The sequence below is a fragment of the Methylocystis sp. WRRC1 genome, from assembly GCF_020733155.1.
Classification (GTDB): Bacteria; Pseudomonadota; Alphaproteobacteria; order Rhizobiales; family Beijerinckiaceae; genus Methylocystis.
Map to the genome: position 1 here is coordinate 2,594,936 of NZ_JAJFZJ010000001.1, position 26,529 is coordinate 2,621,464.

Sequence of the window (26,529 nt, forward strand, 5' to 3'; positions counted from 1 at the left end):
GTCAGTCTCTCACGTCGCCGAGGCCGCGCGATTTCGCGGTCGCCTTCGCCAGCGCGTCGACGAGTGGGCCGCTGTCGATCTGCGCCGCGGCGAGCTTCGCCAGCGCGTCCTCGAAGGACGTCGCCTCGCCGATCGCCGAGAGCAGGCCCGCGAGCAGCGGGTCTCGGATTTCGCGCCAGTCGGAGAGCGCATCGTCCGTGATCGCGTCCGTGTCGTCGAGCGCCGTGAAGCCCTGCGCCGGATCGTCGGCGGCGAGGCGGGCGGTTCGCGTCTCGCCGCAATTCGGGCATGTGCAGCCGAAGGCGGCGAGATTGGCCTGGTCGCTCCCCGGCTTCTCGTTCTTGGCGCGCGCCGCCCCCTTGTCGCCGTCCTTCGGCTGCTCCGCCGCATTCGTTTCGTCGCCAGCGGCGCTGTCTTCCCCGCCGCTCGAAACATCTGCGGCGGGCTTCTCGCCCATAAGCTCGTCGTCTTCGTCCGGCTCCGGAATCGAGGCGCGCTTGCGCACATATTTCTGGCCGACCTGAAGACCGAGCGGGATCGTCTTTTCGAGGAAGGTCGCGAGCGCCGCGAGGTCTTCGTTCTCCGCCAGCTCCATCTCGACGATCGGATAGACGTCCTGCGGGCCGAAGTTCATGGCCACGGCCGGGCGCACCAGGTCGCGATTGATCGTCGCCGCCGACTGGCGCAGGTCCGCGCGGGTGATGTCGGTGCGGACATTCTCCTGCACCTTCGCCTGGGCGAGCGAGCCGCCCGACGACGAGACCTCCGACGTCATCGTCTGGCCGAGAATGATGAGCGACACCTTGCGGTCGAGATAGTCGATGAAATTGCCGAACACCGCCTCGCCGCGCGAGCCATTGACCTCGTGGAATTCGATCTGCGTCGCCTCGGGAATGATGGCGGCCGCGTCATTGGCGATCGAGCGCACCGCGCGCAGCAATGTCGCCTTGTCCCGGTCGGTCGCGGAGGCGTGATATTTGCCGACGCGAAACGGAAGGCCATAGACCTCGCAGAAGGCCGCCCAGTCCTGCAGCGCGAAGGTCTGCATGACGAAGGCCCATGCGGCCGAGCGGGCGTAGCCGCGCCGCACCGGCGAGCCCGCGCGCAGGAAGGGCTCGTGCCGGATGAAATAGGGCGCCGTGATCTCGGCGCCGGGAAGCCCCGAGTCCTCCAGCAGGCAGAGCGTGTCGAGCCCCGTCTCGTCGTAGCGGAACCAGCGCGCGTCGCGGTGCTTGTATTTCACCGGCCGCAGCGCCTTCTGCTGATATTCCCAGATCGGCTCGACGACGGAATAGCCCTTGCCGACGCCGTCCTGCAGGGCCGAGACCATGTCGGGGAACATCGGGTCCGCGATGAGGCTCTCGACGAAATCGACGGCCTCCGGCTTCACACCCTTGGGCGCGGAGACCGAGACCGTCGCGCCGTCGAGCGCGAGGCGGCGGGTCTGCAATTGCGAGGCGTAATGGAGGTAGCGCTCCTCCATGTCGATCGCGAGCGTGAGATAGGGCTTGGCGTGCCCGAGGTTCGCGCCCTTCATGATCTCGGCGAGGCGCTGCGGCGTGAGGCCGGAGGCCTCGGAATAATAGACCAGCGCCCGCGCGCCCTGCTTCTCGGGGCTCGCGATCTCGCCGGTGAGCAGCGGGACTTCGATCGGGCGGCCGTCGGGGCCGAGGATCGAGGATCGGCGGGTCGCTACCATAGGGCGCGCTCATGGCTGGAGGATTCGGGAAAGAGCCAGTCGCCCGGCTCGTCGCGCCCTTTCGACGCGGGGGTGTAATCGATCTCGACGACGCCTGTCCGCGTCGCCGCATAGGCCAGCATCAGGGCGACGGCGGCGTCGCCGTGGCGGTCCTTCTTGACGCCGCTCTTGAGCGCCGGCACCTGCGGCACGCCGTTCTTCACGACCAGCAGGCGCAGGTCGGAGGCGATGTCGGCGTCGGCGGGGATCTCGATCCAGTCGTCTTCAAAGGCCGTTTTCAGCGGCTGCGCGTTCTCGCGATACCAAGGCACATTGAGCATCACGGCCTCGGTCCGCAGCTCGCCATAGGTCTGCACGGCGAATTCGGCCGTCGACATGCCGAGGCCGGTGGCGTCGTGCTTCGACGCCGAGAAGCGCGGCAGGCGGTCGCAGATGAATTTGAGCACCTGCCGCTGCTGGTCGAAGGGCATGTTGCGCATCTCGACGACGAAGGGCGTCACGCGCTTGAGCGTCTGCGTCACGGCCAGCGGCCAGAGCACGGTGAGGTCGGAGACGCGGCCATAGTCGCCGCCGAGATAATGCGCGCGGGACTTGTCGAGCGTCGCGAGCAGCGGCGCCAGCTCCGCCTCGCACCATTCGCGCACGTCGCGCTCGCGCAGCTCCGCGCGCCAGTGCGTGAAATCATTGGGCCGCGAGAGGCGCAGCACGGGGACGCCCTGCCGCGCGCGCGCCTCGATGAGCGGCGCGGGCAGGAAGGCGCCGTCGCCCTCCGAGGGGATGCAGAAAAGCTCCTCGTCCGCTGCGTCGCCATAGAAGGCGATGACGTCGTCGCGCCATTTCGCCTCGCCCTCGGGGCTCCACGCCTCGCCGCTCTTGAGCATGATGCGGCGCGCGAGCCCGTCGTCGAGCGCCTCATCGAGATCGACGCGCAGCAGCGCATATGGCTTGTCGCCGCCGCGCGCCGCGCAGCTCCTGATCAGGCGGTTATAGGCGTTGTCGACGCCATTATGCGTCGAGATGACCAGCACGCGGCCGCCCCACATCAGCAGCGCGAAAGCCGCTTTCAAAAGCTCTTCAAGGTCGTCGTGAAAGGCCGCCTCGTCGACGCAGACGAAGCCCTGCATGCCGCGCAGAGAGCGGGCGCGCGAGGGCAGCGCGACGATGTGATGGCCCGAGGCGAAGGTGATGCGAAACGCCTTGATGGCCTTGTCGGCCTCATCGTCGAAAAGGAACTCCTCCACCGCGCTCGCGGCCTGGTCGAAGTGTTTCGCCCATTCGGCGCAGGTGTCGATCGCCTCGCGCGCCATTTCGAGATTGTAGCCGATGTAGAAGCAGTCCATGCCGCCCGCCGCGGCGGCGGAAATGAGCACCATGGCCGCGCAGCCCGCCCAGGTGACGCCGGTGCGGCGGCTCTTCTCGACGACCGTCACCTTCTCGCTCATCGCGAGTTCCACGAGCCGCTTCTGATAGGGCAGCAGCACGTCCGGCGTCGCGCCCTCGTCCGGCAGCGGATGCGCGCGGCGATGCGCGATCCATTCGTCGCGGGTGATGAGACGGGGGCTTTTGGCCTCGTCGGTCATGCGTCGCCCTCTATGTTGGCGCACACGTCACGGGGATCGCCGCCGGCGGCTTTGAAGCCTTGGCAATAGGCGGCGATGTAGGAATAGTCCGCCTCGCCGCCGCAATTCGCGCAGCGATATTTCGCGATCCAGTTCGCTTCGAGCGACGGGAAGCGATGTTCGACGCAGGAGCCGAGCCTGCGCCTGTTCTCGCTGATTTCAGCGACGATCCTTTGCGTGTCGGGCGTCACGCCGTCGCCTCGAATCCGAACGCCTTGAGCGAGCCCTCGGGGATGTCGTGGCCCGGCCCGACGCGGAAGACCTTCTCGCCCGTGTTGCGCACATAGGAGACCGGCCACGGGCCGCGGCGGTTCACGCCGCCGCCTTGCTCCACGGCCTCGCGCGAGAGCTGGATGCAATGGCGCGCATAGCCGAGGCGATCCCTCCCCGCGCCGACATTGGCGATGATCTCCTCATCGCTCATGCCCGCTTTCACCATCCTCTCGACTCTTTCCCGCAGCGTGTAGTGATGGCTCATTTCTTGATCCCCAAAATCTGCGCCTTCAATTCGTCGACCATCTCCGGCTTCAGGCCGCGCGACTTCGCCACGGCGTCGACCGCCACGGCGGCCTTGCTCTGGAACTCCGCGACGAGCTTCGCGCGGTGCTCGCTCGATTTCTTCTGGCCCTCGATCGCCGCCTTGTAGCCGCTGGCCAGCTCCATCGCGCCCTTGGGCGAAATCCTGCCCGCGCCGGCCGAGATGATCTCGGTGATGAGCGTCTTGATGAATTCGCCGAGCACGATGTTGCCCTCGTCGATCGACTCGGGCGTGAACTGGTCGGCGATGCCGGCGAAGAGCGCGCGCTGCTCGGCGATGCGCTGGCTCGCGGCGTAGGAGCGCACCGCGCGGCGGTTGAAGGCGCTCTTCGAGATCGGCGCAATGCCCTTCGCCGCGAGGCGGTCGTTCAGCTCGAAGAGAATGTCCGCCTGCGTGCGCTGGCGCCGGTTGAGTTCGTCCATCGCCCAGCAGACGTCGTCCTGCCCCTCCTCGGGGATCAGGTCGATCGACGACAGCCGGCCGCGGCTCTGGCGATCCTCCACGTCACGCCTCCGGGCTGGGGCGCTTAACGCCGGTGATGATCATGCGGCGCTCGACGTGATCGAGGCCCTTGGTCGTCAGCGAGGCGATGAGCACGCTCGATCTTTCGATGATCGTGACGGCGCCCATGGTCTCCAGCCAGCGCAATTCGTCATGCACCCATTCGCGCGGCCTGTTGATCGCCCAGCGCAATTCGAGGTCTTCGCGCAGCGCCTCGCTGTTCCATCGCCGGTCGGGCTGTTCGGCCAGGTCGCGCAGGATGATGAGGCGGGCGTGTTCGCGGATGATGTCGGTCATGCTCATTTCCGGTCTTCCCTTTCGGCCAGACGGTCCTGCGCGCGTTCGTTCTGCGAGATCAGCGTGTCGATCTGCCGCGACAGCGACTCGAACCGCGCTTCGAGCGTCGCGGCGATGCCGGTGATCTTCACGTCGATGCGATGCACCTCCTCGCGAGTCGGGAGATGCTTGATCTCCGTCTCGACGGTCGCCATGCGCTGCTCGACCTTGTCGACGCGCTCGAAGAGGCGGGCGTCGTCCTTGCGCAATTCGTCGATGTCGTCCCTGATCGCGCTGAGCGTCGCTTCGTCGCGCCGCGAGAAGGCCGCCCACAACGCAATGAGCAGCGCCGCAGCCGACGATACCCATGGTGCGACCCATTGCGCGATCGAGCCCCATTCGACGCCGCCGTGATCACTCACCAGAACCTCCCCTCGAAAAAAAAACGCCATGAGCGCGAGGATCGCGGGCGCGGCCGCGATTGCGCTGATGACGGCGACGCCGAGCGCGTCCTTCGTTTTCCTATGCATGGCGCCGCGCCTTCAGCTTCCAGAGCCATGCGGTGAGCGCCACGGCGCGCATCAGCGTGCGGGCGATCATTGCGCGCCCCCGCATTTGCGCCTGTAGTTCTCATTGTTCGCGGCCACGTCGCGGATGAAGGGCGCGAGGTCGGCGCAGATCGTGTTCGCGCTGGCCTCGCCCTTCGGGCACTGGCTCTTGAGCCATTGCTTCAGCGCCGGGCTGGCCTTCGCCGCGCGCATCGTCTCGCAGGTCGAATCGACATAGACGGGCCCGCCCATGGCGAGCGCCTCAGAGCCGATCGACAGCGTCGTCAAAATCACCGCGATCGATCTCATGGCGCGTCTCCGCTGATCTGGCTGCGTCCGTCGCCCGGTCGCGCGCGGCTTGCAGGTCTTTTTCGAGCTGTTCGGCCTTCGTGGCCTTGGCGACGGTCTTGCCGTAGCGCGCGAGCAATGCTCCGCCGGCGACGACGATGGCGAGGGCGATGAGGGTGAAGATCGGCATGGTCAGACGCCCTTGGTCGGAACATAAGGATCGTCGACCAGCCCCTTCGTGATCACGTCATAGTCGCCCGACCAGGCGTCGAGCGTCGCGATCATGTCGCGGCCCGAGTCGTCCCAGTCCTCATAGACGCCGTCCTCCGCCGCCTGGGCGATGCGCGCGGCGTAATGCTCCAGGCGCCGATTTGCTGCGGCCAATTCGCCTCGCAGCACGAGGAGCTGCAGGCCGATCAGCCCGACCGAGAAGGCGATGAAGGCGAGAAGGATTTCGATATTCGTCAATGTGCGCTCCTGATGATCGAGGGGGCTCACGCGGCCAAAGCGCGCTGACGGCGGCGTGCGCATTCCCGCGCCTGTCCGCGAGCGCGTATCTCACGCAGGGCCGCGCCGTCGTAGCGTGAGCGCTTTGGCGCATAGTCTCGCCGCGCGGTTCCATGCGCGACACGGTGCAGATCGCGGGTCGCGAGGAGAGCGCTCATCATCGTGTTTCTCATCGACAACGCTGCAAAGGCCGAGGCCATGAGAGAAAAACGCCCAGAAAACATTTGTTGCTCCTGATGATCGAGGGGAACGCCGGCCGCGTGTTGCGGCCGGCTTGAAAGCGGCTTTAAACGCCGACCTTGTTGATGGCGCTGCGCGCAGCGCCGACGCCCGCTCCGGCGATCATGGTCATCACCCAGCTCGGCACCTCGTAGCCCAGCGCCTGAAGGCCGCCGACGACGAAAGTCGCGAGCATCACGAGATAGGTCTTCTTGCCGTCGAGCACGGCCATCCAGTCTTTCATTGCTTTCTTCCCTGTCTGCCCGCGAGGCGGGCCTTGCTTACTGGGCGAGTTCCCAGCGCATTTCCTCCGCGACGGAGAGCCCGACGCGAATGATGAGGTTCGCGCCCATCGCGACGACGGCCGCCGTCATGAGCGCGTAAATGAAGCCGCGAGGATCGATCATGGCTCACCGTCCCGTTCGCGGATTGACGATTTTCTTGACGACGTAGCCGCCGATCATCAGCGCGTCGCGCGGCCCCTCCGGGCTGGCGCAGCCGGAGAGCGCGAGGGCGACGATCGCGAGGGCGAGCGCGGCGCGTCTCATGCCGGATACTTCGCCCAGGGCAGCTGGAAATGCGGGCCGTCCTTGAGGCTGCGCCAGTCGCCGCCCCATTCGATCGGCACGCCGACGGCGGCGGCGGCCTTTTTCATGTCCGCCGCGAGACGGGCGTAGAGCGGCCAGTCCCAACGCACCTTTCCGCCCACCTTCACGGCGAGGTCGATGGCGTGGCCGGTGAGATGGCGGGACTTCAGCGTCTTCGACGCGCCGGCGGCGACGAGCGCCTTCTGCCGCTCCATCGTGCGCCGGCCCTCGGTCACGATGAATTCGATCTTCGAGTCCTTCGCGCATCGCCGCACGACCTTTGCAAGATCGGCGTGCACGCCGTTGAGACGGGATTCGCTGCGGGTGTCCATGGGCATGTCAGCCTCCAATCCTGACCGACACGCGGGCGACGCCCGCGCCGATCATGCCGATGCGGGCGGCGGCGCCGCGCGCGAGGTCGAGGGAGCGGCCGGTCCAGGCGGCGGGGCCGCGATCATTGACGCGCACCGTCACGCAGCCATGCAGGCAGACGGTGAGGCGCGTGCCGAAAGGCAGGCTGCGATGCGCGGCGGTGTAGCCGCCGGCATTGAAGCGCTCGCCGGTCGCGGTGTGGGCGTTGAGGCGCTCGCCGCCGCCGTAGTAGCTCGCGACCATGCTGCGCGCGCCCTCTGGCGTGACGAAATGCGCGCGCTCGATCTGGCGGCGCAGATGCGGGCGGCGCCAGCCGGTGTTGGAGGGATGCAGCGCGGCTTCCTGCGCGCCGAATATCTCGTCGAGAAAGCCCGCATGGGCGGGCGCGAGCCACAGCAGCGCGAGCGCGAAAGAAAGCGCCGCGATGAAGGAGCCGATGATTTCGAGTGATGATTTGCTCATGCCCCGCAGGCTATGAGCAGGGCCGTCCCGCAATAGGCCCGAACGCGTTCGGGCGGGCGCTTCGCCGTCGATTCAATATGCCGCCGAACGCGGCTTAAAACAAGTTGCCCTGCCGATTGTCGCGCAGGCGCAGCCGCTGGCGCAATTTCTCGATCGTGCGCAGATGCAGGCCGGAGGCGCGCGCGGCAGCCGGGTTGCTCGCGCCCGAAAGCAGCATGTCGACCGCGCGGCGGCGCGCCTTCGCGACGACGCTGGTGACGCCGAGCGGGATGACGATCTTGAGGCCGTGATGCGAGGGCTCGGCGTCGCTCGGCATGTAGCAGGCGTAATGCCGGCAGATGGCGTCGGCGGCGGTGCGCCCCACGCATTGCACGAGCCAGTGGCCCTCCGGCGCCCGCGCGGGGATATAGACCGCCTGCCCGCCGCGCGCCTCGGCGAGCTTCAGCGCCGCGTCGAGACCCGCGACCTCCGCGATCTCGGCGAGCTGCTGCGGGAGATAGGCGAAGTCGTCGCTCATGATTCCCTCGGGGAGAGCACCGTGACGACGTTGAAGCCGACGACGCGGTAACGCACGCCCTCGGCGTTGATCACATAGGAGCCGCCGCCGATCCCCTCCGCCGCGTCGGCCGCGCGCAGCAGCCGCTGGCGCATGTCCTCGCGCAGCCGCTCGATGTCGACGCCGTGGATCCGTTCGATGTAACGCAGCACGGCGTGGTCGGTGACGTGGAGCGTCATTTGCCGTTCGCCTCCTTCGCGCGGCGCTTTTCCTGCGCCGCGATGATGCGGTCCATGATCGCCTCGATGTGCTTCTCGAACAGCTCACGCTGCGACGGCGTGAGGCGCACCCGGCCATGGGCGAGATCGATGGCGGTGCGCAGCGCGGAGAGCTGGCTCTGGTCGCTGATCATCAGCGCCTCCACATGGTTTCAAAGGCCGTTTCAAAGCGCGTGACAGCCGGCTTGCAGCGCAGCGCGATGAGCGAATTGTCCTGCCGCGTGAGGCCCGAATGGGAGAAATTGCCGGCGCCCTCGCGCAGCAGTTCGCCGTCGATGGCGTAGGCCTTCAGATGCATGAAAGGGGCGGGCTCGGCCTTGTAGCGGATCTCGACATTCATGCGCGCGGCGAGCCGGTCATAGGGCGCGGCGAGCGCGCGCGGCATGGGCTGGTCCGCGCCGTCGCGATAAAGCCGAACGGCGACGCCGCGCGCGGCCGCCGCGTCCAGCGCCTCCACGACGCGAATATTGGTGAGCACATAGGCCGCGAAGTCGATACGGCGGCGCGCCTGGCCGATGAGCGCGACGTCGATCGCCTCCAGATTGTCGGCGGGCGCATAGGCGAGCCGCTCGACGCGGCAGCTCGCGGGAAAGGGCGGCTCGTCGACGGCGCCCAGGGCGAGCGCGCCCGCGCCGAGCGCGGCGGTGAGATAGGCGACGAAAGCAGTTTTCGCGGCGGTCATCTGGCGGCTCTCTTTTTGTTGCATTTCACGCAGGGCGGGCCGTCGGCGCGGTCCTCGGGCTCGCAGCGGATCATGCCGCTCTTGAGCCCGCATTGATGACACTCGAACCAGGCGACCGACTCGCCCCGCACATTCCAGCCGGCGTCGACGAAGCTCATCCTGATCTCGCGCGGCTTCGAGACGCGCTTGAAGAAATCGAGCTGCAGGGTCATGCGGCCGGCTCCTCCCGCGCATCGCGACGCGCGAGAGTCATCAGCCTGCCCGCTATCGAATTGGGAGCGCGGCCGAGGGTCCGCCCGATCTCGGAATAAGATGCGCCCTCGGCCTCCAGTTTCAGCAGCAGGGAATCTTCGACGGGCGTGAATCGGCGAACGACATGATTCCCCCTGACCATGGAGGCCGGCCCTTTCACACTCGACCAGCATTTGGCGACGACCGGCGGCTCGACGCCCATCTTCAGACAGTAGTAGGAGATTGAATTCCCGCTTATCCCGAAGCGCTGGCCAATGCGGGCGTATGTCCATCCGGCTTCCCGCAATTCCGCGATTTCCTGCATGTCGCGATCAGAGAATCGACGCCTCCTCGTCATGCGCCCCTCCTCTCAAACCCGATAGACGCCGTCCGCGCCCTTGCGGGCGTCGATGGCGCCGCCGTAATGCGGCAAGGCGGCGGGGGCGGCCGTGCGGCGGATGGCCTCGCGCGCGGCGCGTTTCACGGCGGTCACGGCGCGGGCGGCGAGGTCAGCGGCGCGGTCAACGTCCACGCCATAGCGACGCAGGGCCGCGCGGGCGCCGGAGGGCTGCGCCTTCACGGCGACGGTCGCCACGGCCTTCGCGGCCTTCGCCTCACGCCACGCCTCGCTGATCGCCGCGCCGAATTCCATGCCGCCGGCGCGCAGCTCATGGGCGCGGCGCATCACGGCCGCGCGGTCATAGTTCGATTTACGTTGCTTCTTCATCGTTTCTCTCCTTTGCAAAATGGCCGTCACGCGGCCTCCTTCTTCATCGCTTCGAGCCGCACGCGCAGGCGCTTGCCGAGCGCGCTCGCGAGCTTGTCCCAATGCTCGCCGGTGTAGAATTCGAAGCTCGCCGGATTGCCGACCGCATAGCCATAGCGTTCGAGATTGGCGTCGACGGTGTTGTTCTGGCCCTCGCGAATGAATGGCCTGAAGCAGCCCGTCTCGATGCAGCGCGCCGCGACCGCCATGGCGACCGCCTTCTTGATGTCGGCGGGCGAATCCGTCTCCGGCCAGTCGATCTTCGCGCCGCGCGAGACCATGGATTTGAGCGCCTCGATCGCCTTCATCGCGTCGGCGGGCTCGGTGAGGAAGCGCGTGTGCGAGAGCTTCGTCTGCCGCTCGACGAAGGCGATGAGCGCCTTGTCGTCGCGCGAGCGCACCAGGCCCAAATTCCACGCGCTGATCCACAGCGCGCGCAGCTTGCCGGCATAGGGGCCGGAGGCCGTGTCGCTGGCGCGGCGCACGCGGGCGTGACTGCCCGCGAGAACCTTCAGCATGTCGATGAGTTTCGCGGCCTGCCGTTCCGAGAGCAGCGACGAGGACGAGACGGAGAAATTGTCGCGCAGCAGGGCGCGATAGTCGTCATCCGTGAAATGCGCGACCTGCTTGCGCAGCGAATGAATGGCGCGGGTTTGCGCGGCGGTGGTCATGATCAGCCTCCCCTGTGTCCGGAGCCGCCGCGGCAGGCGCAGCCAAAGGCGATGAGCAGCGCGACGCCGCCATGGCCGATGAGCGCGAAAAGCGCCGCGAAGCCCAGTGATCCGCGCCACAGGCAGAAGCCGGCGCCCGCATAGGTCGCGAGCATGAACATGCCGAGGGCGATGAGAAAGATGCGCTCTGTCGGTTTCATGCGGCCTTCTCCAGTCTGTAGCGACGCGCCATCTGCCGCCTGAAGGCTTCGGCGTTCGAGAAATTGTGAAAGGTGAGAACGTCCTTCCCCTTGGCGAAGGCGAGCCAGCTTTCGCCGACGCGGGCTTCGACGACGAAGACCAGGTCGACGAATTGCGTGTCGACGGCTTCGCCCTCGCAGAGAAAGCGGACGCCGCGCGTGCGCAGCTCGGTGACTCTCGGGTCGACCCTTTTCATGCCGCCTGCTCCATCTGCTCCGGCCGATGCAGCGCATCGACGTCGACCGAGAAGGTCATGCGATTGGCGGCGCGCACCAGCGCGCGGCCATCGACGACGGCTTCGAGCGTGGCGAGGACATGCGCCTCGCCGTCGCTTGTCTCGACGGCGAAGGCCACCGTCTCTCCGATCTGAAGGGACTCGCGCATCACTCCGCCCCCGTCAGTTCGGCCTCGAAGGGCTCGACCGAGAAATTCTCGCCGGCCGTGCCGATGGTGACGCCGGCGATGAGGCGGGCCTTGTCGGGCTCGCGCAGCATGGCTTCCTTGTCGATCTCGGTCTTCTCGCGCAGGAACAGCAAGAGGCCGAGCGTGCGGATGCGCGCGATGACCTCGTCCACGCCCTTGATCGTCACGCGCGGCGGCGCGAAGCGCCATTCGATGCGGCCCGTGCCCAGCTCCGCGTGCTTGCGCTTGCCATTGTCAGTGAGGCTCACGCGGTTCGCCTCCGCCCAGGTGCGCAGGCCGTCCGTCAGCTCCTCGATGCGCGAGCGATAGGGCAGCGCATTCGCCTCCGCCGTCTTCTTGGCGAGGGCAATCTCGTCGTTCATGTCGGCCTCGATGCGCGCGATCGCGCGCTGCGCCTCGCCGATGTCGTGGATGAAGCGCGCCGCCTCCTCGCGGCTTTGCGGCACCGGAACATTCGAGCCGCGGGTCTTCGCCTTCGTTGCAGCCTTAGCCATTGGTTTCTTGCTCCTTGCGAGCGTTGTCCGGAAATCTCTTTGAAAGCACGTTCACGGCGCGCTGGTAGCGCGCCTGCGCATCGCGTTCGGCGGCGGTGTATTCGGCCCGCCGCAAGATGTCGGCGGCCACGACGAGCGCGCGAATGTCGTCGTCGTCGACGCGATCCCGCAGACTGTCGATCGCGCGGTCGCGCAGCTCCCGCAGATTGATCGAGGGGCTGCGCCGGTAGCCCGCCTCCAGCGCGAGGAAGTCTCTGACGAGCGTCGACAGCGCGACCGGCGGGGCCGGGACAAGGACCGGCGCCGGCGCACCGTTCTCTGTCTCGAAGTCATGCGCGCTGATCAGCGCCTCGCACAGTTCGAGCACATGGTCGGGGGAGACGCGCATCGCCGCGCGTCGCCCCCCCGCCATGATGCGCCGCGCGAGATCGTGCGGGACGATCGGCTCGACGGGCGCGGGCAGGACGCCCCGCCCGCGCATCATCGAAAGCGAGACGCAGGCAAGCTCCAGCGCATAGACATGCTCCGCGAAGGTCGCGTCCTCCGCGACCCGCGCGGCGATCCTGTCGCGGCCATGCAGCACGCTCGTATGATCGCGCCGCATGAGGAGCCCGATCTGCGGCAGGCTTTTGTCAGTCAGTTTCGCCGCCAGATAGGCGGCGATGTGCCGCGGCTCGACGAGCCTGCCCGTGCGCCGCGCCGACCGGATGTCGGTCTGCGTCACCCGATACTGCTCGCAGACAACCTCGATGATGTCGGAGATATGGACGGGGGCGCTCATGCGTCACCTCGCATGACGGAACACCGCGAAAACCCGTTCCCGAGGTTCGTCATCAGGGCAGACAACGCATTGGCGCGATGCTCCGGCGCCAACATAGCGATGAAGGACATGATGGTCGCGTGGACGTTCGCCTCGATGGCTATGCTCAGATCATCGACCGTCGCGCCGCACGCCGCCTTGAGAACATAGAAGCGATGCACATCGTCGAAGGTGACTGCGGCCATCTCTTCGGTGAGGTCGGTCTTGGTGGAGGTCGTCATGCGGCGTCTCCCGGGTCGCGGTCGGCTTCGATCTGCGCGGCGATGTCGGCGGCAAGCGCGTCGGCCATGTTTTCCTGCATCTCGCGGGCGAAGACGCCGCGCAGGTCGATGACCTTGCCCGCGCATTCGGCCTCATGGATCGCGATATTGCGCAGCGCCTCGCCGACGTGATCCGTCGATTTCAGCGCCGCGATGCGCGCATCGGCGGCGGCGAGATGCGTGGTCGCGCGCCGCAGCCCGTCTTCGAGCATGCGCGCCTCGCTGGCGAGCAGATCGAGCGAGCGCGCGAGGTCGATCGCGCTGGCCCGCGTGAACTCGCAATTCTGATCGACGATCATGCGCACCCAGCCGGCGAGCGCCGATATGTCGCGCGAAAGGAAGGGGGGATGATCAGACATCCGCGCCTCCCTCGTTGCGGATGCGGGAATGCGGGCAGCCGTTGCGGCATTCGTGATAGAGCGCCGTGCGCGCGGCCGATGAGCCCACGAACTTCTTGCCCTGCTCCTGCAGGCACTGGTCGCGGCCGATCTCGCCCAGGACGGGGCAGATCACCATGGCGCCCATCAGCGCGCCGCGCACCGAGCCTTCGACGGAGGCGATGTCGCCCGCATATTTGCCTCGGCAGATGCTGGTGACGACGCTCGACGAATAGCCGATGCGCTTCGCGGCCTGCACGCCGGAGGTCTGCGAGGCGTATTTCGCCAGCTCCTCCACCCAGTCCGGCAGCGCGTCGCCATAGGCCTCGCGCGCCGTTGCGAGATAGTCGGTCTTCAATTGTGTTTTGACGGCGGTCATTGACGCGCCTCCGTGACGATGGCCGCGCCGAGGACGCGGGAAGAGTTGGGATCGAAGACGAAGCCGGCGTTGCAGACCTTGGGCGCCTGCGGGCCGGTGTTGGCGGTCTTGAGCAGGCGATAGACGCCCGCCGTCGCGCCCTGCGGCGCGCCCGAGGCGCTCTTGCCGCTGGCCCGCGCGGGCGCCGTCACCACCTGCAGCACGCCCGCCTGGACGAGCTTCTGCACATAAAGCTCCGCCGCGCGCAGCGAGACCGGGCGCTCCTCCGTCGCGGCCGCAACGGCAAGCTCCCGCGCCGTGAACTGCGACAGCGTGCGGATGGCGTTCCACATGGCGTCGCGCGCGGTGAGCGGGCGCGACGCCGGGTCCGGCCGCTCGATCGGCGCCTTCGTCTGCCGCTTCTTCACGGCGTAGACGTTCTGCGTGGCGTAGCCGTCGAGCTTCTTGCCGATCTTCAGGACATAGCCCTGCTTTTCGAGAAACCAGACGTAGCGCTTGACCGTGTCATAGGCGACGCCCTCGGAGGCGAGCGCGATGGCGCGGATGGTGAAGCCCTTCGCGCCAGCGGAGAGCATCGCCTTCCAGTAATGCGCCGGGCCCGAGGGCATGGCGACTTCGATGTGGATGGGCTTTCTCACGCAGCCCTCCCGCCATTCGCCTTTGCGGCGTTGATGCGGATGGAGCGCGCGCGGGGCGGCTCGCCGGTGTAGATCGCGCCCGTGTAGCTCTCGCGCGTGACGGTCTTCGCGCCGTTGTTCTTGGCCCAGTTGGCGACGCCGTCGAGCGAGGTGGCGATGCGGCGCGCGCGGCCTTCGCCCTTCACGCGGATGTCGTCGAGCAGATCATCGCTGATCGCGACCGGCGCGAGCAGCAGATCGGCGAGCGCGCGCGCGTCTTCGAGATCGCAGGGCTCGGCGCCATACCAGTCGAGAATGCGGTTATGCACGCGCTCGACGCGGGAGAGCTTTTGCGGCAGCAGCTCCTCGCCGATGAGCAGCACGGGCACATTGGAGCCCATGGCGATCTCGCGCACGAGTTCGATATAGCCCTTGTCGCAAATCTTGTCGGCTTCATCGATGAACAGGGGGCGCTTCAGCTCGCTCGCCAGCTCCGCGATCACCTGCTGCGACAGCTCCGAGATCGAGCCCTGCGGCCGCACGACGCCGCATTCCTGCAGGATCGCGGTGAGCAGCGTCTTGCGCGTCCAGGTGTCGCCGACTTCGACGCGGATCGCGCGCGTCCTGTTCTGCGCATAGATCGAGGCATAGGTCTTGCCGTAGCCGGAGTGCCCGTACATCACGCCGATATTCGGCAGGCTCGGCGCGCGGTCGCGCACGCGGAAAACCAGCTCCAGAAAGGCGGAGACGTTCTTGAGCGCGCCGATCGTGCCGCGCGGTTTGACGGGAGGTTGTATCTCTGTCATTATTCCCTCGTGCTTTTTGATGATTGAGGGGCGCGTCCGTTGCACCGGGCGCGCCTCTCGCCTTTTCGGGCGACGGCTATTTGAGCGCCGCCTCCCCGAATTCCTCGAACATCTCCTTCATCGCGAGATATTCAGCGCCGGTCTGGTAGCCGACGAGCCAGCGCATCTCCTCCATGTCGATGCGCTCATTGTTCGCGAGCCGCGCCTCCAGTTCGCGCGCGCGCCGATAGCGCTGCTGGCGCGTCTCGGGCAGGCGATGGACATGCGTCTCGATGGCCGTTGCAGCCGGTTTGGCGGGCGCTTCAACGGGCGTTGAAGCGTCGCTCACGGCCGCCTTCGCGGCCTCCAGCCCCGGCGTCGTGTAGCTCTCGACGGGCTTCGGGAACTCGACCAGCTTGCCCGCGTCGCGCGCCGCGTTGCGCACGATCACGTCGACCATGTCGCGCGGCTTGATCTTCTTCATGTCGGCGCGCAGCCGAGCGGCGTTTTCGTCGAGCAGCCGTTTCTGCTGCACGCGCGCCTCGGCCACGGCGGCGGCCGGATCGACGCCCGCCAGCTCGGGACAGATCGCCTCGCCGAGGAACTCCGCGCCGTCGTCCGAAAACAGCCAGGCGCGGCCCATGTCCTCGGGGTCCATGCGCACGAAGACGCGCGTCTCGGGCAGCACATTCGGCGCGAGATAATAGGAGCCGTCGATGCGGACGCCGCGCTTGGTGACGATACGCGTGCCGTCCCCGGCCGCGATCGGCGCGAGCAGCAGATCGAGCGCGCGAATATCGTCGATGCGGCGCACGACGCCGGCAAAGGCCGCCGCGGCCTGAAAGGGCGTCGCGCCATTGATCCCGGCGTGCGGGCGGTTGGCATAGCGGCCCGCCGCCCAGTCGTCGCAGATGGACTGCAATTCCTTGGCCGTGAGTTCGGCCTTGAAGGCGCCCGCGTCGTCAATCCCGAGCCGCTGCGCAAAGGCGCGGCGCTCCTCGATGACCTTGCGGTCCTTGACATTGTGCCCGATGAAGCCCGGCAGCAGCGGCGTGAGATCGTGCTGGAACGTCTTCACCGCGCGCTCGATGTGGCCCTTCTCCTCTGGCGAGAAGGACGCGGAGGCCTCGACCTCTATGCCGAGCGCGGCGAAGAGCCGCTGCGTGCTCTTGGCCTTGAAGTCCGAGCCATTGTCGGTCTTGACGCGCTCCGGAACGCCCCAGGCGACGATGGCGCGGCGCATGAGCAGCTGCACGGCCTGCGCGCGCGGCGTCTTCGACACATAGACGATGAGCCGCCGCGAGAAGATGTCGACGCAGAGATAGACCGAATGACGGCCGTCGACGCAGAGCGCGTCGACTGGCGAGGCGTCGATCATCCAAAGCTCATTGAGCCGCGAGACGGGGTGCGAATTCGTGCCCGACAGGCGGTATTTGCTCTTGTAGGCGTCGGGGTTGGTGACGCGCGTGAGGAGCACCTTCTCCTCGCGCTCGATCTTGGCGCGCATGCGCTGGAAGCTGCGCGGCGACACATCAGCGAGCGATGGGAATTGCGCGATCGTCAGCAGGCGCAGATGATCACTGGAGAGATGCGGCTGTTGGGCGATGGCGGCGAGGAGGAACGCTCTTACCTTTCCCTCCTCGCCGGACTCGAGCCTACCCTTACCGCGACGCGCGGCGCCCTTGTCGACGCCGAGCCTTGAAATTCCTTCGGTCGATTTCAGCGCCCGCCAGCGCGCCAGCGTGCGCGGCGAGAGCTTTCTGACCGCCGCCCGCACCCATCCTTCGACCTCGATGCGGCCCATGTTGTAGAGCCCGGCGAACATGCGGTCGGCGTTGACGCGAGAGAGCCCGCCGTCGCGCGCCAGCCGGTCGGCGGCGGCGATGATGGAGAGACGCGCGTCGCGCGCCTCCTGCGCCGTGATGGTCTGCGCATCGTCGAGCGCGGCCTCCTCTGCGTCGGCGACGGGCAGATCGACGCGCCCGACATGCTTCGCGACATAGGCCGCGAGCGTCGCGGGCGGCAGCAGGTCGATGTGATATTGCAGGCGGCCGCCGCCCACGCCCTTCACGACGCGCACCAGCGGGCGCCCGTTGGCGTCCCGGCGCTCCAGCCAGCCCTCGCGCTCGGCATAGTCTGTCCATCCCCGCTTGGTGGCGGGGAGGCCCGGCAGGCCGAGACCGGCGAGGTCGGAGGCGGAGAGCCAGTCGCGCATGGTCAGGCGCCCTCGCCGAGACGTTCGAAGCGATAGGCCGCCGGGAGGTCGGCGTCGCGCCAGTCGAAAGAGTCGGCTGGGACGCCGATGTGGCGCAGAAAATCGCGCCGCCGGGCGGCGTCGAGCCGGCGGAATAGCCAGACAATCTGTACGCCGAGCAGAGCCTGATAGAGGCTTTCAACGTCGGCCGAGGTCAGATGATCGAAGTTTTTGCGCACATAGCGCAGCAGCGCGTCGGCGTCAGTCTTTGACATGTTCCAGCACCAGCTTCTTGAGTTCCGACCCCAGCGTCTGGACGATCGTGATGCGCGTCAGCTTGCTGCTGCGCCCCCAGGCATCGAGGACGGTCGCGCAGTAGCGCGCCTGCGGGTCGTCGGTTTTTTGCTTGTCGAGCCCGATCACGACGCGGGCCTGAGCGATGTTTTTCGCCTCACCGCGCTTGATGGCGGCGGCGGCCTCGCGGCGCTTCCCGGCGGGCATATCAACGAGCTGCTTCAGCTCATTCTGATTGTCCGCGACCATAGTGCCGCGGATTTCGTCCACGGCGTCCGCCTCGATCAGCCGCTCAGCAATTTGCTTGGCCAGCTTCACTTGCGTTTTGGACAAGCCGACGCGCTCTGCGGCGGCGTCGGTGAAACGCTCGGAGGAAAAAAGGCCGAACTCCGGCTCTTTTTTATCCTCTTGAAGCTGCTCGATTTTCGATTTACGACCGCGCGTCTCGCCTTTCTTCGCCCGATAGGCTTTCCATGCGTCATAGATGAACAGCGAGCGATCGAGCTGCGTGAGACCGGCGTTGGCGAGGTTCTCGAAAAGCTCGTCCTCGAACGCCGCCTGGTCATCCATCTCCTTCACATTGACTTCGACGCCGACGCTCAGCGTCTCGAAGCCGATTTCCTTGAGCATGGCGAGGCGATGGCCGCCTGTGACGAGCTTGTAGCCGCCATCGATGGGGCGCACCGTGATGGCCTGGATGAGCGGGCTCCACCCCTCAGCGATGCGCTGCTCGGCGATGGCCGCATAGGCGGCGACGGTGTCGGGGTCGATCGGGCGCTTGCGGTTTTCAGCGTCGATGTTGGAAATCTTGATGGTCTTCTCGGTCATTTAGGCGCTCGTCTGAGGATGGGGGAAACAGGGGATGGCGCGCGGCGCTGGCTGAAAGAGCGGCGGCGGGTCGTCGCCGGCGTCGGCGTCCTTCAGCGCCGCGCGCAGGCGGGTGCGAAAGGCGTCGTAATCGTCGCCATGGGCGAGGGCCTCGATGAGCAGGCGGCGGATCGTCTCGGCGGTCATTGAAAAGCCTCACAAGGAAGAAAAAGCGCTGCGGCCGGAGGAGCCTGGGAGGCCGGGAACACGGCCGCAGTGCGAGTTGGGGCGGGGAGTGATGTCGAGGCCCGCCCGGATTCGGGGTTACGCCGCCAAGTTGCGCGGTCTGGACGGTTGAAACCGCCGCGCGGTAAGGTCGCGCGCTGGCTTGGGGATCGGTCGCGTGGAGATGATTTTCCCGTCCACGTCGTACCACTGCGGCCACAGCAGGTGCACAGGAACGCCAATGACATTGGCGATGGCCATATTCGCCTTGGGGTTCGGCTTGGAAAAAAGCGCCCAATACATCGTCTGCCGTCGCAGGCCGATGCTCTCGCCGATCCGGGCGAGATTGGTCCCGGCCTTGCGGACAGCCGCGTGGATGTCCGCCCGATGCCAACCGTCCGTGGTGGCAAAATCCATCTGCATCGCCTCACCTAACTGCAAATCACCATTGATGGTGAATTTACAACCAAGGTTGGCGCTCGGTCAACCATGGTTGGTGAGGCGCGATGACAAAAATGCGTCGTAAGGTCCCGCCCGAGCACCTGGCCGAGTTCGCTCGCCGCGTCTGCGAGCTGACTGACCCGCTCGGGTCAGTCGCTAACGCCGCGAGAATATTGGGTGTTCCGGACAACACGCTGCGCCGCGCGCGAGCCGGAGAAAATGAGCCGCAGGCGCCTCTGCTTCTCGCGCTCTCTGAAAAACTCGGCGTCTCGATGAGTTATCTGCTGGGCGTCGACGATGATCCGACGCCTCAAATCGCCACGCATGGTGAAAAGCGGGCGCCGGAGACGCAGTTCGCCGTCGTGCCGCATCTCGACGTGCGCGCCGCTGCCGGCCCCGGCTCCGTCAATCACATCGTCGCGGTCAAGGAGCGGCTGGCCTTCCCGGCATGGATGCTTCACAAGCTCGGCGCGGCGAAGGCGAAGCTCGCTTTCATGCGCGCTTCGGGCGACTCGATGCTGCCGACGATCGCAGACGGGGCGCTTTTGCTGGTCAATGAGAGCGAGACCGATCTGCCGCCGCGCCCGCCCCCACGGAAGTCGGATTGGGACCATCCCGACATTTACGTCTTTGGTGATGAGCCCCGCGTGAAGCGCCTGCGCCGGAACGGCAAGGGCGAGATCGTCGTGATCAGCGACAATCTCGCCTACGACCCCGAAATCCTGCGCGGCCCAGAGCTGAAGCGCTGCATTATCCACGGCCGGGTGATATGGTGGGACAACCGGCTTTGAGGGAGGATTTCGATGCGTCGTTTTCTGGTGGCCATGGCTGTTTTCGCGCCGCTCGGCGCGTCGGCGTTGACGACCGAGCAGGGGAATTTCGCCAAAAACTTGGCCATTCTTCTATATGCCGAGAAGCGATGCCCCGAACTGCGCATGAATATGCTGGTGATCGTCCAGGCGATGCGCGAATTCGGCCTCCCGAAAGACGCGCTCGAGCCGGGCGGCGAGATTGCCCAGACGGCGCGCGCCGAAATGGACAGGATCGACGCAACCTTCGGCTCGCAGGACAAGGCGACCCTTTGCTCGTGGATGGAAGACGGCTTCGGCCCCAGAGGATCGATCGCCTCGGGCTTTCTGAAACGGCGTTGAAAGCCGCTTGAAACGGCCTCCCCGGTTCCCTCTTTACAATTTTGGTAGACTATTCGCTATCGGCCGCAACGCCAAGGAAACCGGGGAGTTATGAATTTTTTGAATTTTTGACGATCGGGCGCTTCCAGTTCCCACTCCGCCAGATCGGCAAAATGAAAAAGCCCGTAAATCCGGGCGTTTCGGCGAGGCGTCGGCCGGATCGGCCTCGGCAAATGTGCCATTTGATTTGTCGCGCCGCGCAGCCCGCTCGGCCCCGCGCAGTTTGCCCTAAAGCCCGGTTTTCAAAGCCCTTCGCCCACGAAATCCCGCCAACCCCCGCCTACGCCCGCCTGTGCCATATGATCTGTCGGGTCACAGCCCGGAAGCAGAAAGTCGGCGCAAGAGGTCTGGACAAGTCGCCGCCCGCTTTCTATAAGCCCCCTCAACGCGCTGCGGCGCGGGCCCAGGTAGCTCAGTTGGTAGAGCATGCGACTGAAAATCGCAGTGTCGGTGGTTCGATTCCGCCCCTGGGCACCACTCGCTTCGGCGCTTTTCCATCAAAACAATAGCTTAAGTGGGTTTGGCCGCTCCTTTGGTGATGCCAGGGTCAAAAACGTTGCTGTGTCCTGCCCGAAAGGCTGTTTCTCAACCCTTGTCCGGGAACTCGCGACGGGAGGCGACGGCGTCTTCCTGTTCTGCCGGCGCATCACGAGCAAAACCAAAGCCAGAACAGGCGGCGCCAATTTCCTTGCGGGCGCAAGCGTCGGGCAACTGCGCTTTCGCGTCTTACTTGAGCGAAAAAGGCGGGCTGAACCACAGCTGCTGAGACTCTACTGTGCCGGAGAGCACTTTTGAGGGTCTATCTAAAGTGATGCATCCTTCTGGCGGGATTTGCATTGGTCTCGAATAAGAGCCAATAGTTCGGAGCGAGACTGGTCCCGGATAATAAATTGTCGCCGAATTCCTGTACGGTGGCGAAGACTGAGAGTCTTCCAAAAGGGCGTAACCCGCAGGCGGAACCCCACGGGGTTGAAGATACGCTGTCCCCGAACAGTCAGACGTGGCGTAAACGTAAATAAATAATGAGGCGGTAGGCACAAACCCGTATTCGTCGAACACGAGCCGCACATACCCATTGTACATCTTTCGTACGACCACATAGTCATTCAAGAGTTTGCCGACGACCCTCCCATTGGAGTCCACAACTGTGGTTCCGTTTGCTTGAGCGAGTTTTGTATCTCGCGCAATGTTCCGGCTCCAGCCGATGGCCGAAACAGTCATTCCCGAGGTGGCGAAAACAAAACAGGTTAGGGCGCAAAACGCACGAACGAAGTTATATGATATTTTCATGTTCGCCTTTCGCTTCTCTTGTGCCCCGATGGTAGCGCCATCCGTTCCTCGCCGCCCGCTCGTTCCTTTACATAACTTGGGATTTGCGAGGTGACCAGCGGCGTCGCGCGCGCACATGCCCGCTTGTTTCCCGAGAAGAATAACTTCCTTTGTGTGATTATAAGCGAAGCTGAGGCTGTGTTCGAAAGGAGAGACGCAGCGAAATCGCATGGCATGCTCTCACCGGGCGCACCCGGAGCGAAAAGGAACTCTGGATCTTGAGCCTCGCAGGGGTCGAAATCTGACCCTTGGCGGCTCCATTGAAGTCGAATGGTCTACGATGCGATTCTTGCTCGAATCATCACCCTCGACGCTTGCGGTGCGTTTCGACCTCGACGCCCAAAGGCTGAGCTTCCTGATCGTCGGGACATGACGGGAGCTTGCGAGGAAAAAGGCCGCCCTTCTCCGGCCGCGCCGGCCCTTGGCGTCGGCGCGCAATTTGTCCCGCCCACGCCGGCGAGGGCTTGCGCCCTCGATTTCGCGATTTCGCGCGACGTTCTATACCCGGCGGCAAACCGCGCTGCGCAGGCGTAACCGGCCGCGCGCCCCGCGCGACAGCCGCTGCTCGAGGACGGATGACATGCAAATCAGGGAATTCGGGGTCGAACGCTGGATGTATCTCTACGAGAACGATTGCCAGCTGAATCTCGCCGAGACCTGCGTCGAATCGCTGACGGTCGGCGAGCTTTTGAAGATCGCGGGCAAGGAGGACGCTTTCCTCGGCGAGATTTTGCCGATGAAGCTCACATATGGCGCGATCGACGGCACGGAGCGTCTGCGCGACGCCGTCGCGTCGCTATACGAGAATCAGGGCGCCGAGAATGTGCTGATCACGCATGGCGCGATCAGCGCGAACGCGCTCGTCTACGAGACGCTCATCGAGCCGGGCGATCATGTGATATCGGTCTTGCCGACCTATCAGCAGCATTATTCGATTCCCGAGAGCTACGGCGCAAAAGTCGACGTTTTGCGATTGCGCGAGGAAAATGCGTTCCTGCCCGACCTCGACGAACTGAAACGAATGATCACGCCGGCGACGCGCGTGATCGTCATCAACAATCCGAACAATCCGACCGGCTCGCTGATGGAGCGCGCGTTTCTGGAGCAGATTGCGCAGCTTGCGCGTTCATGCGGCGCTCATGTCTTGTGCGACGAGGTGTATCGCGGCGCGGATCAGCATGGCGACGGTTTCACGGCGTCGATGGCGGACCTCTACGAGAAAGGGATCAGCACGGGCAGCATGTCGAAGACATGGTCGCTCGCGGGCCTGCGCGTCGGCTGGATCGTCGCGCCCGCCGAGGTGATTGGTCGCGTGCAGATCCATCGCGACTACAATACGATCAGCGTCGGCATGCTGAACGATCTGCTCGCGTCGATCGCCCTCGATAATCGCGGCGCGATCCTGAAGCGCAATCATTGCATTCTGCGCACGAACCTCGCGCTGCTCGACGAATGGATCGCCGGAGAAGCACGCCTCTCCTATGTGAAGCCTAGGTCGGGCACGACGGCATGGGTGCGCATCGACACGCAGATGACCTCGCGCGAATTTTGCGTCGCGCTGCTCGAAAAGACAGGCGTGATGTTCACGCCCGGCAGCGCGATGGACAGCGAAGGCTATGTGCGGATCGGCTATGCGAACAACCGTGACGTGCTCAGGGCGGGGCTGGCGAGAGTGTCGGATTTCATGCGTCACATCGCGCGATAGGACGCCGGCCGAACCTCCGCCGGGAAATTGCTCGCGAACCCGGCGCGCCCGTTAAGCTCGACCGTTCGGCGTCAAATGGGGGGTCGTGAATGTTCGTCCGGGCTTCGGGAAAAGGCGAAGCGTCGCCGTTCGGATTCCGCTGTCCTGAGGGGGAACATGTTGCAAGCACGACACCAGTGCGGGCGCGGCGGTTTGCGAGTTTCTTTGCATTGCAAAGTCGCGCGCCAAATTGTGACATATCGGCAACAGATATGAGTAAAAGCTGAAAAGCGCTTACCGAGCCTATAGCCCTTTCCGTCCCTATCGGTCAATTTGCAGCAACAAGGTCCGTTTGATCCGGGGACGATCAAAATGCGCATTAAACAATCGGCCGCCACCTCCGTTCTCGCGCTTCTCGCCGCCGGCTGTTTCAGCGAAGCCTTCGCTCATACAGTATCGCTGCCGACGATCGACGTCGGCGGGCATCGCAGAATGGTCTCGGTGCCGCACGAACATGCGCGCGCCGCGAGGCAGCCGGTGACAGCCGCCCGGCCGTCGTCCCCGATCATCGCCGCGGCGCCTGCTCCCGCTCCCGACAAGAATGATTCTTTCGGCTCCTCCGCGCAGCAGAACACGGCGCTTGGCCCGAGGATCAACTATCCGGCGCCGCCGAAGGAAATGCCTTCCTCCAGCGAGCGTTTCTTCACCGGCGGACAGGTCAACACCATCCCCACATTCAGACCCGGCGAGGCGCTGGAGATCGTTCCGGGTCTCGCTGTCACGCAGCACAGCGGCGAGGGCAAGGCCAACCAATATTATCTGCGTGGCTTCGATCTCGATCACGGCACCGATCTCGCGCTCTATCTCGACTCCATGCCGCTCAACATGCGCACCCATGGTCACGGCCAGGGATACGCGGACGCCAATTTCGTCATTCCCGAAATGCTGGCCTATATCGACGCGCGCAAGGGACCCTATAACGTCGAGGACGGCGATTTCTCCAACGCCGGCACGATCCGGATGCAATATTTGCAGAAAGTGCCGGAGGGCGTCTTCTCGTCGACCGCTGGAGCCTTCGGCTACGGTCGCCAGTTCGGCATGAAGTCCTGGGAATACGCTGGCGGCGACATTCTCGGCGGCGGCGAAATCTCCACCTATCAGGGGCCGTGGATTTCCCCGAACAATGCGCGCAAGATCAACACCGTCCTGCGCTGGTCGCGCGGCGAGGAAAACAACGGCATGTCGATAACCGGCATGGCCTATGCGAATCGCTGGAACTCGACCGACCAGATCCCGATGCGCGCCATCGACACCAACCAGATGTCGCGCTGGGGCACGCTGAACCCGACGGACGGGGGCGACACGACACGCTTCAGCCTTTCCGGCCGCTGGGCGGAGGAGACGGAGAATTACAGAACGAAGGTCGAAGCCTTCGCGATGCATTCGACGCTCAATCTCTACAACAACTTCACCTATTACCTCGTCAATCCCGTGCTGGGCGATCAGTTCCGCCAGTTCGACCGGCGCACGATGGTCGGCGGCAACGCCTATCACACGCGGAAATTTACACTTCTGGACAAGGAGTCGGAACTGAAGTTCGGCTTCCAGTCGCGCTACGACGATATTCGAATCGGTCTGCAGGACACGTTCCTTCGCAGCCCCTATGACACGATCCGGAACGATCATGTCAGCGAGGGCAATATTTCGCTGCTGACGGAACTCAAGACCAAATGGTCGCCGTGGCTGAGAACGATCGTCGGCACGCGCTGGGATTATTTCTGGGGCAGCAATTACGGGCTCCAGACCTATTTGCAGGCGCCTATCGCCGGAATCGGCCTGGACCCTGGCGCCAATCTGTTCCAGAACGCCTTCCGCGTGTGGACGGGGCCTTTCAATAACGGGGCGTCGAACGCCCAGCTGATCAGCCCGAAAGCCTCGGTCGTCATCAATCCCTGGGATGACAAGACCGATTTCTACATGAATTTCGGACGCGGCTTCCATTCGAACGACTTCCGCGCGACGACGCAGCGCTTCAACGCTTCCGAAGTCACCGAGGAATTCGGCTATGTGCCCGTCCAGAGACAGGGGCTTCTCTCGGCTTCGACCGGCGCGGAAATCGGCGTCAAGACGAGGGCGATCGACAAGCTCGAAAGCGCCGCGACGCTGTTCTTCATCCGGACGAATCAGGAAAACATCTTCGCCGGCGACTCGGGCAATACGGAAATCGCGCGCGGCGCCAATCGCGTCGGCGTCGAATTCACCAACCACTACCGCCCGCTGTCATGGATGGCCTTCGAGGGCGACGTGACGGCGACCTACGCCCGGTTCAGAGGGTATAATCAGGATCAGGCCGATCTCTATTGGGCGCTCCTGCAGCCCGGCGCATTCGAATGGGGCGCCTGGGCGGGCAACGCCCCCGGCAATTATCTCGTCAATGCGACGCCGATCATCGCGACCGGCGCGATCGAACTGGGCGAGGCGACCGGCTGGTTCGCCAACGCCAAATATCGTTATATCGCGCCGCGCGCCCTGACCGAGGACGGCTACTTCAAGAGCCCGGCGATCGGCACGGTGAACCTGCGCGTCGGCTATCGCTGGAAGGAAGGCTGGAAGCTTCAGCTCGATGTCTTCAACATGTTCAACTCGCGTTCGCAGCAGATCGCATACGCCTATGGATCATTCCTGCCGACCGACCCGCTCTTCAGGGCGTGTAACGGCCTTTCCGGCCTCCCGACGACGCCGGATGTCTGCGGCGTCGGTCAGATGGGCGTTGTCGGCCATCCGGTCGAGCCGCCGTCATGGCGTCTGACCTTTGGCGGACCGATCGAGTTCGATCCGTCAATCAAGAAGGGTCCCGACCTGACGGAGCCATTCCAGTTGGTGAAGTTCTGGGAGTGACGAAGAACGACGGCCGGAAATCGGTTTACGGCAAGCAGGGGACCGCTACGTTGGACGTAGCGGTCCTTTCCATTTCTGCGCCGGCTTTCGTTTCGACAGGCGCCGCGCCGGAGGCCCTGTGATTTCTCGCCGCTGGTTGCGGAACGGCGCGCGGCCGGGCGGCGCCGGCAAGATCGCCGGGATGCGGCGACGCTCGCGCCCGATCCGGAATCGGGCCCGCGGCGCAATGGCGGCGGATCCATGAGGGTCCGAACGACGCCCGTCTTCGCGCGTCCCTCCCGCAAACAACCGGGTTCTGTCCCCAGCGTCCAAATGACGCCGACGCCTTTGCC

At 65.2% G+C, this 26,529-nt stretch carries 42 protein-coding genes and 1 tRNA gene; 5 read left to right on the plus strand and 38 right to left on the minus strand.

The window, feature by feature from the left end; genetic code table 11:
* Nucleotide 1: 1 nt before the first annotated feature.
* The 38 genes from LG047_RS12605 to LG047_RS12785 all read right to left on the minus strand — a co-directional run bounded on the left by LG047_RS12605 (nt 2) and on the right by LG047_RS12785 (nt 19,072).
* Nucleotides 2–1,699 (minus strand): DUF935 family protein, encoded by a 1,698-nt coding sequence (locus LG047_RS12605; protein ID WP_036285267.1) that lies wholly within the window; start codon nt 1,697–1,699, stop codon nt 2–4.
* Nucleotides 1,693–3,279, minus strand: a complete 1,587-nt coding sequence (locus LG047_RS12610; RefSeq protein ID WP_144259693.1) for a hypothetical protein — start codon at nt 3,277–3,279, stop codon at nt 1,693–1,695. The genes LG047_RS12605 and LG047_RS12610 overlap by 7 nt, the downstream gene beginning before the upstream one ends.
* Complete coding sequence (locus LG047_RS12615; protein WP_036285269.1) at nt 3,276–3,509, minus strand: hypothetical protein; 234 nt, start codon at nt 3,507–3,509, stop codon at nt 3,276–3,278. Before LG047_RS12615 ends, LG047_RS12610 begins: the two co-directional genes overlap by 4 nt.
* The gene (locus LG047_RS12620) at nt 3,506–3,796 is read right to left on the minus strand and encodes a hypothetical protein (protein ID WP_036285271.1); all 291 of its coding nucleotides are present in this window, start codon (nt 3,794–3,796) and stop codon (nt 3,506–3,508) included. Before LG047_RS12620 ends, LG047_RS12615 begins: the two co-directional genes overlap by 4 nt.
* Nucleotides 3,793–4,359 (minus strand): phage protein Gp27 family protein, encoded by a 567-nt coding sequence (locus LG047_RS12625; RefSeq protein ID WP_036285273.1) that lies wholly within the window; start codon nt 4,357–4,359, stop codon nt 3,793–3,795. Before LG047_RS12625 ends, LG047_RS12620 begins: the two co-directional genes overlap by 4 nt.
* A gap of 1 nt (nt 4,360) precedes the next feature.
* Entirely contained in the window at nt 4,361–4,654 is a 294-nt protein-coding gene (locus tag LG047_RS12630; protein ID WP_051134316.1) for a hypothetical protein, read from the minus strand.
* 2 nt (nt 4,655–4,656) lie between these two features.
* A complete protein-coding gene (locus LG047_RS12635) occupies nt 4,657–5,163 on the minus strand; it encodes a DUF2730 family protein (RefSeq protein ID WP_036285279.1) in 507 nt (168 codons plus the stop codon).
* Between the two features lie 66 nt (nt 5,164–5,229).
* Nucleotides 5,230–5,490: a hypothetical protein gene (locus LG047_RS12640; protein ID WP_144259694.1), complete on the minus strand. Its 261-nt coding sequence runs from the start codon at nt 5,488–5,490 to the stop codon at nt 5,230–5,232.
* The gene (locus tag LG047_RS12645) at nt 5,444–5,659 is read right to left on the minus strand and encodes a hypothetical protein (protein WP_036285284.1); all 216 of its coding nucleotides are present in this window, start codon (nt 5,657–5,659) and stop codon (nt 5,444–5,446) included. Before LG047_RS12645 ends, LG047_RS12640 begins: the two co-directional genes overlap by 47 nt.
* A 2-nt stretch (nt 5,660–5,661) precedes the next feature.
* Nucleotides 5,662–6,000: a hypothetical protein gene (locus LG047_RS12650; protein WP_036285286.1), complete on the minus strand. Its 339-nt coding sequence runs from the start codon at nt 5,998–6,000 to the stop codon at nt 5,662–5,664.
* Between the two features lie 262 nt (nt 6,001–6,262).
* Nucleotides 6,263–6,439 (minus strand): hypothetical protein, encoded by a 177-nt coding sequence (locus tag LG047_RS12655; RefSeq protein ID WP_158497328.1) that lies wholly within the window; start codon nt 6,437–6,439, stop codon nt 6,263–6,265.
* Nucleotides 6,440–6,476: 37 nt separating this feature from the next.
* On the minus strand, nt 6,477–6,602 hold the full coding sequence (locus tag LG047_RS19590; protein WP_255679571.1) for a hypothetical protein: 126 nt from the start codon (nt 6,600–6,602) through the stop codon (nt 6,477–6,479).
* 3 nt (nt 6,603–6,605) lie between these two features.
* Nucleotides 6,606–6,743, minus strand: a complete 138-nt coding sequence (locus LG047_RS12660) for a hypothetical protein (RefSeq protein WP_158497329.1) — start codon at nt 6,741–6,743, stop codon at nt 6,606–6,608.
* Entirely contained in the window at nt 6,740–7,120 is a 381-nt protein-coding gene (locus LG047_RS12665) for a M15 family metallopeptidase (RefSeq protein ID WP_036285292.1), read from the minus strand. Before LG047_RS12665 ends, LG047_RS12660 begins: the two co-directional genes overlap by 4 nt.
* A 1-nt stretch (nt 7,121) precedes the next feature.
* Entirely contained in the window at nt 7,122–7,616 is a 495-nt protein-coding gene (locus tag LG047_RS12670; RefSeq protein ID WP_051134317.1) for a septal ring lytic transglycosylase RlpA family protein, read from the minus strand.
* 94 nt (nt 7,617–7,710) lie between these two features.
* Nucleotides 7,711–8,133, minus strand: coding sequence for a hypothetical protein (locus LG047_RS12675; RefSeq protein WP_036285295.1), 423 nt, complete (start codon nt 8,131–8,133; stop codon nt 7,711–7,713).
* Nucleotides 8,130–8,351, minus strand: a complete 222-nt coding sequence (locus tag LG047_RS12680; RefSeq protein ID WP_036285298.1) for a hypothetical protein — start codon at nt 8,349–8,351, stop codon at nt 8,130–8,132. The genes LG047_RS12675 and LG047_RS12680 overlap by 4 nt, the downstream gene beginning before the upstream one ends.
* Complete coding sequence (locus LG047_RS12685) at nt 8,348–8,524, minus strand: hypothetical protein (RefSeq protein WP_158497330.1); 177 nt, start codon at nt 8,522–8,524, stop codon at nt 8,348–8,350. The genes LG047_RS12680 and LG047_RS12685 overlap by 4 nt, the downstream gene beginning before the upstream one ends.
* Nucleotides 8,524–9,072: a phospholipase D-like domain-containing protein gene (locus tag LG047_RS12690; protein ID WP_051134318.1), complete on the minus strand. Its 549-nt coding sequence runs from the start codon at nt 9,070–9,072 to the stop codon at nt 8,524–8,526. The genes LG047_RS12685 and LG047_RS12690 overlap by 1 nt, the downstream gene beginning before the upstream one ends.
* Entirely contained in the window at nt 9,069–9,284 is a 216-nt protein-coding gene (locus LG047_RS12695) for a hypothetical protein (protein WP_036285304.1), read from the minus strand. The genes LG047_RS12690 and LG047_RS12695 overlap by 4 nt, the downstream gene beginning before the upstream one ends.
* On the minus strand, nt 9,281–9,661 hold the full coding sequence (locus tag LG047_RS12700) for a hypothetical protein (RefSeq protein WP_144259696.1): 381 nt from the start codon (nt 9,659–9,661) through the stop codon (nt 9,281–9,283). The genes LG047_RS12695 and LG047_RS12700 overlap by 4 nt, the downstream gene beginning before the upstream one ends.
* A gap of 12 nt (nt 9,662–9,673) precedes the next feature.
* The gene (locus LG047_RS12705; RefSeq protein WP_036285310.1) at nt 9,674–10,030 is read right to left on the minus strand and encodes a hypothetical protein; all 357 of its coding nucleotides are present in this window, start codon (nt 10,028–10,030) and stop codon (nt 9,674–9,676) included.
* Between the two features lie 26 nt (nt 10,031–10,056).
* Nucleotides 10,057–10,740: a regulatory protein GemA gene (locus tag LG047_RS12710; RefSeq protein WP_051134319.1), complete on the minus strand. Its 684-nt coding sequence runs from the start codon at nt 10,738–10,740 to the stop codon at nt 10,057–10,059.
* A 2-nt stretch (nt 10,741–10,742) separates the two neighbouring features.
* A complete protein-coding gene (locus LG047_RS12715) occupies nt 10,743–10,940 on the minus strand; it encodes a hypothetical protein (protein ID WP_036285312.1) in 198 nt (65 codons plus the stop codon).
* On the minus strand, nt 10,937–11,176 hold the full coding sequence (locus LG047_RS12720; protein WP_036285316.1) for a hypothetical protein: 240 nt from the start codon (nt 11,174–11,176) through the stop codon (nt 10,937–10,939). The genes LG047_RS12715 and LG047_RS12720 overlap by 4 nt, the downstream gene beginning before the upstream one ends.
* Nucleotides 11,173–11,364, minus strand: coding sequence for a hypothetical protein (locus LG047_RS12725; protein ID WP_036285319.1), 192 nt, complete (start codon nt 11,362–11,364; stop codon nt 11,173–11,175). The genes LG047_RS12720 and LG047_RS12725 overlap by 4 nt, the downstream gene beginning before the upstream one ends.
* Nucleotides 11,364–11,897, minus strand: coding sequence for a host-nuclease inhibitor Gam family protein (locus tag LG047_RS12730; protein ID WP_036285322.1), 534 nt, complete (start codon nt 11,895–11,897; stop codon nt 11,364–11,366). The genes LG047_RS12725 and LG047_RS12730 overlap by 1 nt, the downstream gene beginning before the upstream one ends.
* Nucleotides 11,890–12,678 carry a helix-turn-helix domain-containing protein gene (locus LG047_RS12735; RefSeq protein WP_036285325.1) on the minus strand — a complete coding sequence of 263 codons (789 nt, stop codon included), beginning with the start codon at nt 12,676–12,678 and terminating at the stop codon, nt 11,890–11,892. The genes LG047_RS12730 and LG047_RS12735 overlap by 8 nt, the downstream gene beginning before the upstream one ends.
* Entirely contained in the window at nt 12,675–12,938 is a 264-nt protein-coding gene (locus LG047_RS12740) for a hypothetical protein (RefSeq protein ID WP_036285328.1), read from the minus strand. Before LG047_RS12740 ends, LG047_RS12735 begins: the two co-directional genes overlap by 4 nt.
* Nucleotides 12,935–13,336: a hypothetical protein gene (locus tag LG047_RS12745; protein WP_036285331.1), complete on the minus strand. Its 402-nt coding sequence runs from the start codon at nt 13,334–13,336 to the stop codon at nt 12,935–12,937. Before LG047_RS12745 ends, LG047_RS12740 begins: the two co-directional genes overlap by 4 nt.
* Nucleotides 13,329–13,733: a hypothetical protein gene (locus LG047_RS12750; protein ID WP_036285334.1), complete on the minus strand. Its 405-nt coding sequence runs from the start codon at nt 13,731–13,733 to the stop codon at nt 13,329–13,331. The genes LG047_RS12745 and LG047_RS12750 overlap by 8 nt, the downstream gene beginning before the upstream one ends.
* Nucleotides 13,730–14,371: a hypothetical protein gene (locus LG047_RS12755; protein ID WP_051134320.1), complete on the minus strand. Its 642-nt coding sequence runs from the start codon at nt 14,369–14,371 to the stop codon at nt 13,730–13,732. Before LG047_RS12755 ends, LG047_RS12750 begins: the two co-directional genes overlap by 4 nt.
* Nucleotides 14,368–15,156 (minus strand): AAA family ATPase, encoded by a 789-nt coding sequence (locus LG047_RS12760; protein ID WP_036288748.1) that lies wholly within the window; start codon nt 15,154–15,156, stop codon nt 14,368–14,370. Before LG047_RS12760 ends, LG047_RS12755 begins: the two co-directional genes overlap by 4 nt.
* A 76-nt stretch (nt 15,157–15,232) precedes the next feature.
* On the minus strand, nt 15,233–17,350 hold the full coding sequence (locus tag LG047_RS12765) for a DDE-type integrase/transposase/recombinase (RefSeq protein WP_036285336.1): 2,118 nt from the start codon (nt 17,348–17,350) through the stop codon (nt 15,233–15,235).
* A gap of 2 nt (nt 17,351–17,352) precedes the next feature.
* Nucleotides 17,353–17,604, minus strand: a complete 252-nt coding sequence (locus tag LG047_RS12770) for a hypothetical protein (protein ID WP_036285338.1) — start codon at nt 17,602–17,604, stop codon at nt 17,353–17,355.
* A complete protein-coding gene (locus LG047_RS12775; protein ID WP_036285340.1) occupies nt 17,591–18,451 on the minus strand; it encodes a ParB/RepB/Spo0J family partition protein in 861 nt (286 codons plus the stop codon). Before LG047_RS12775 ends, LG047_RS12770 begins: the two co-directional genes overlap by 14 nt.
* Entirely contained in the window at nt 18,452–18,637 is a 186-nt protein-coding gene (locus LG047_RS12780) for a hypothetical protein (protein ID WP_036285342.1), read from the minus strand. It lies immediately after the preceding gene.
* A gap of 117 nt (nt 18,638–18,754) precedes the next feature.
* Nucleotides 18,755–19,072, minus strand: a complete 318-nt coding sequence (locus tag LG047_RS12785; RefSeq protein WP_158497331.1) for a helix-turn-helix domain-containing protein — start codon at nt 19,070–19,072, stop codon at nt 18,755–18,757.
* Between the two features lie 98 nt (nt 19,073–19,170).
* Here LG047_RS12785 and LG047_RS12790 point away from each other — a divergent pair, with 98 nt between their 5' ends.
* From LG047_RS12790 to LG047_RS12810, 5 genes are all read left to right on the plus strand, one after another.
* Nucleotides 19,171–19,887, plus strand: coding sequence for a S24 family peptidase (locus LG047_RS12790; protein WP_158497332.1), 717 nt, complete (start codon nt 19,171–19,173; stop codon nt 19,885–19,887).
* Between the two features lie 12 nt (nt 19,888–19,899).
* Nucleotides 19,900–20,247, plus strand: coding sequence for a hypothetical protein (locus LG047_RS12795; RefSeq protein ID WP_144259697.1), 348 nt, complete (start codon nt 19,900–19,902; stop codon nt 20,245–20,247).
* 440 nt (nt 20,248–20,687) lie between these two features.
* Nucleotides 20,688–20,763, plus strand: a tRNA-Phe gene (locus LG047_RS12800).
* A 1,432-nt stretch (nt 20,764–22,195) separates the two neighbouring features.
* Nucleotides 22,196–23,320, plus strand: a complete 1,125-nt coding sequence (locus LG047_RS12805) for an aminotransferase (protein ID WP_227967057.1) — start codon at nt 22,196–22,198, stop codon at nt 23,318–23,320.
* A 351-nt stretch (nt 23,321–23,671) separates the two neighbouring features.
* Complete coding sequence (locus tag LG047_RS12810) at nt 23,672–26,197, plus strand: TonB-dependent receptor (protein ID WP_227967059.1); 2,526 nt, start codon at nt 23,672–23,674, stop codon at nt 26,195–26,197.
* Nucleotides 26,198–26,529: the final 332 nt, after the last annotated feature.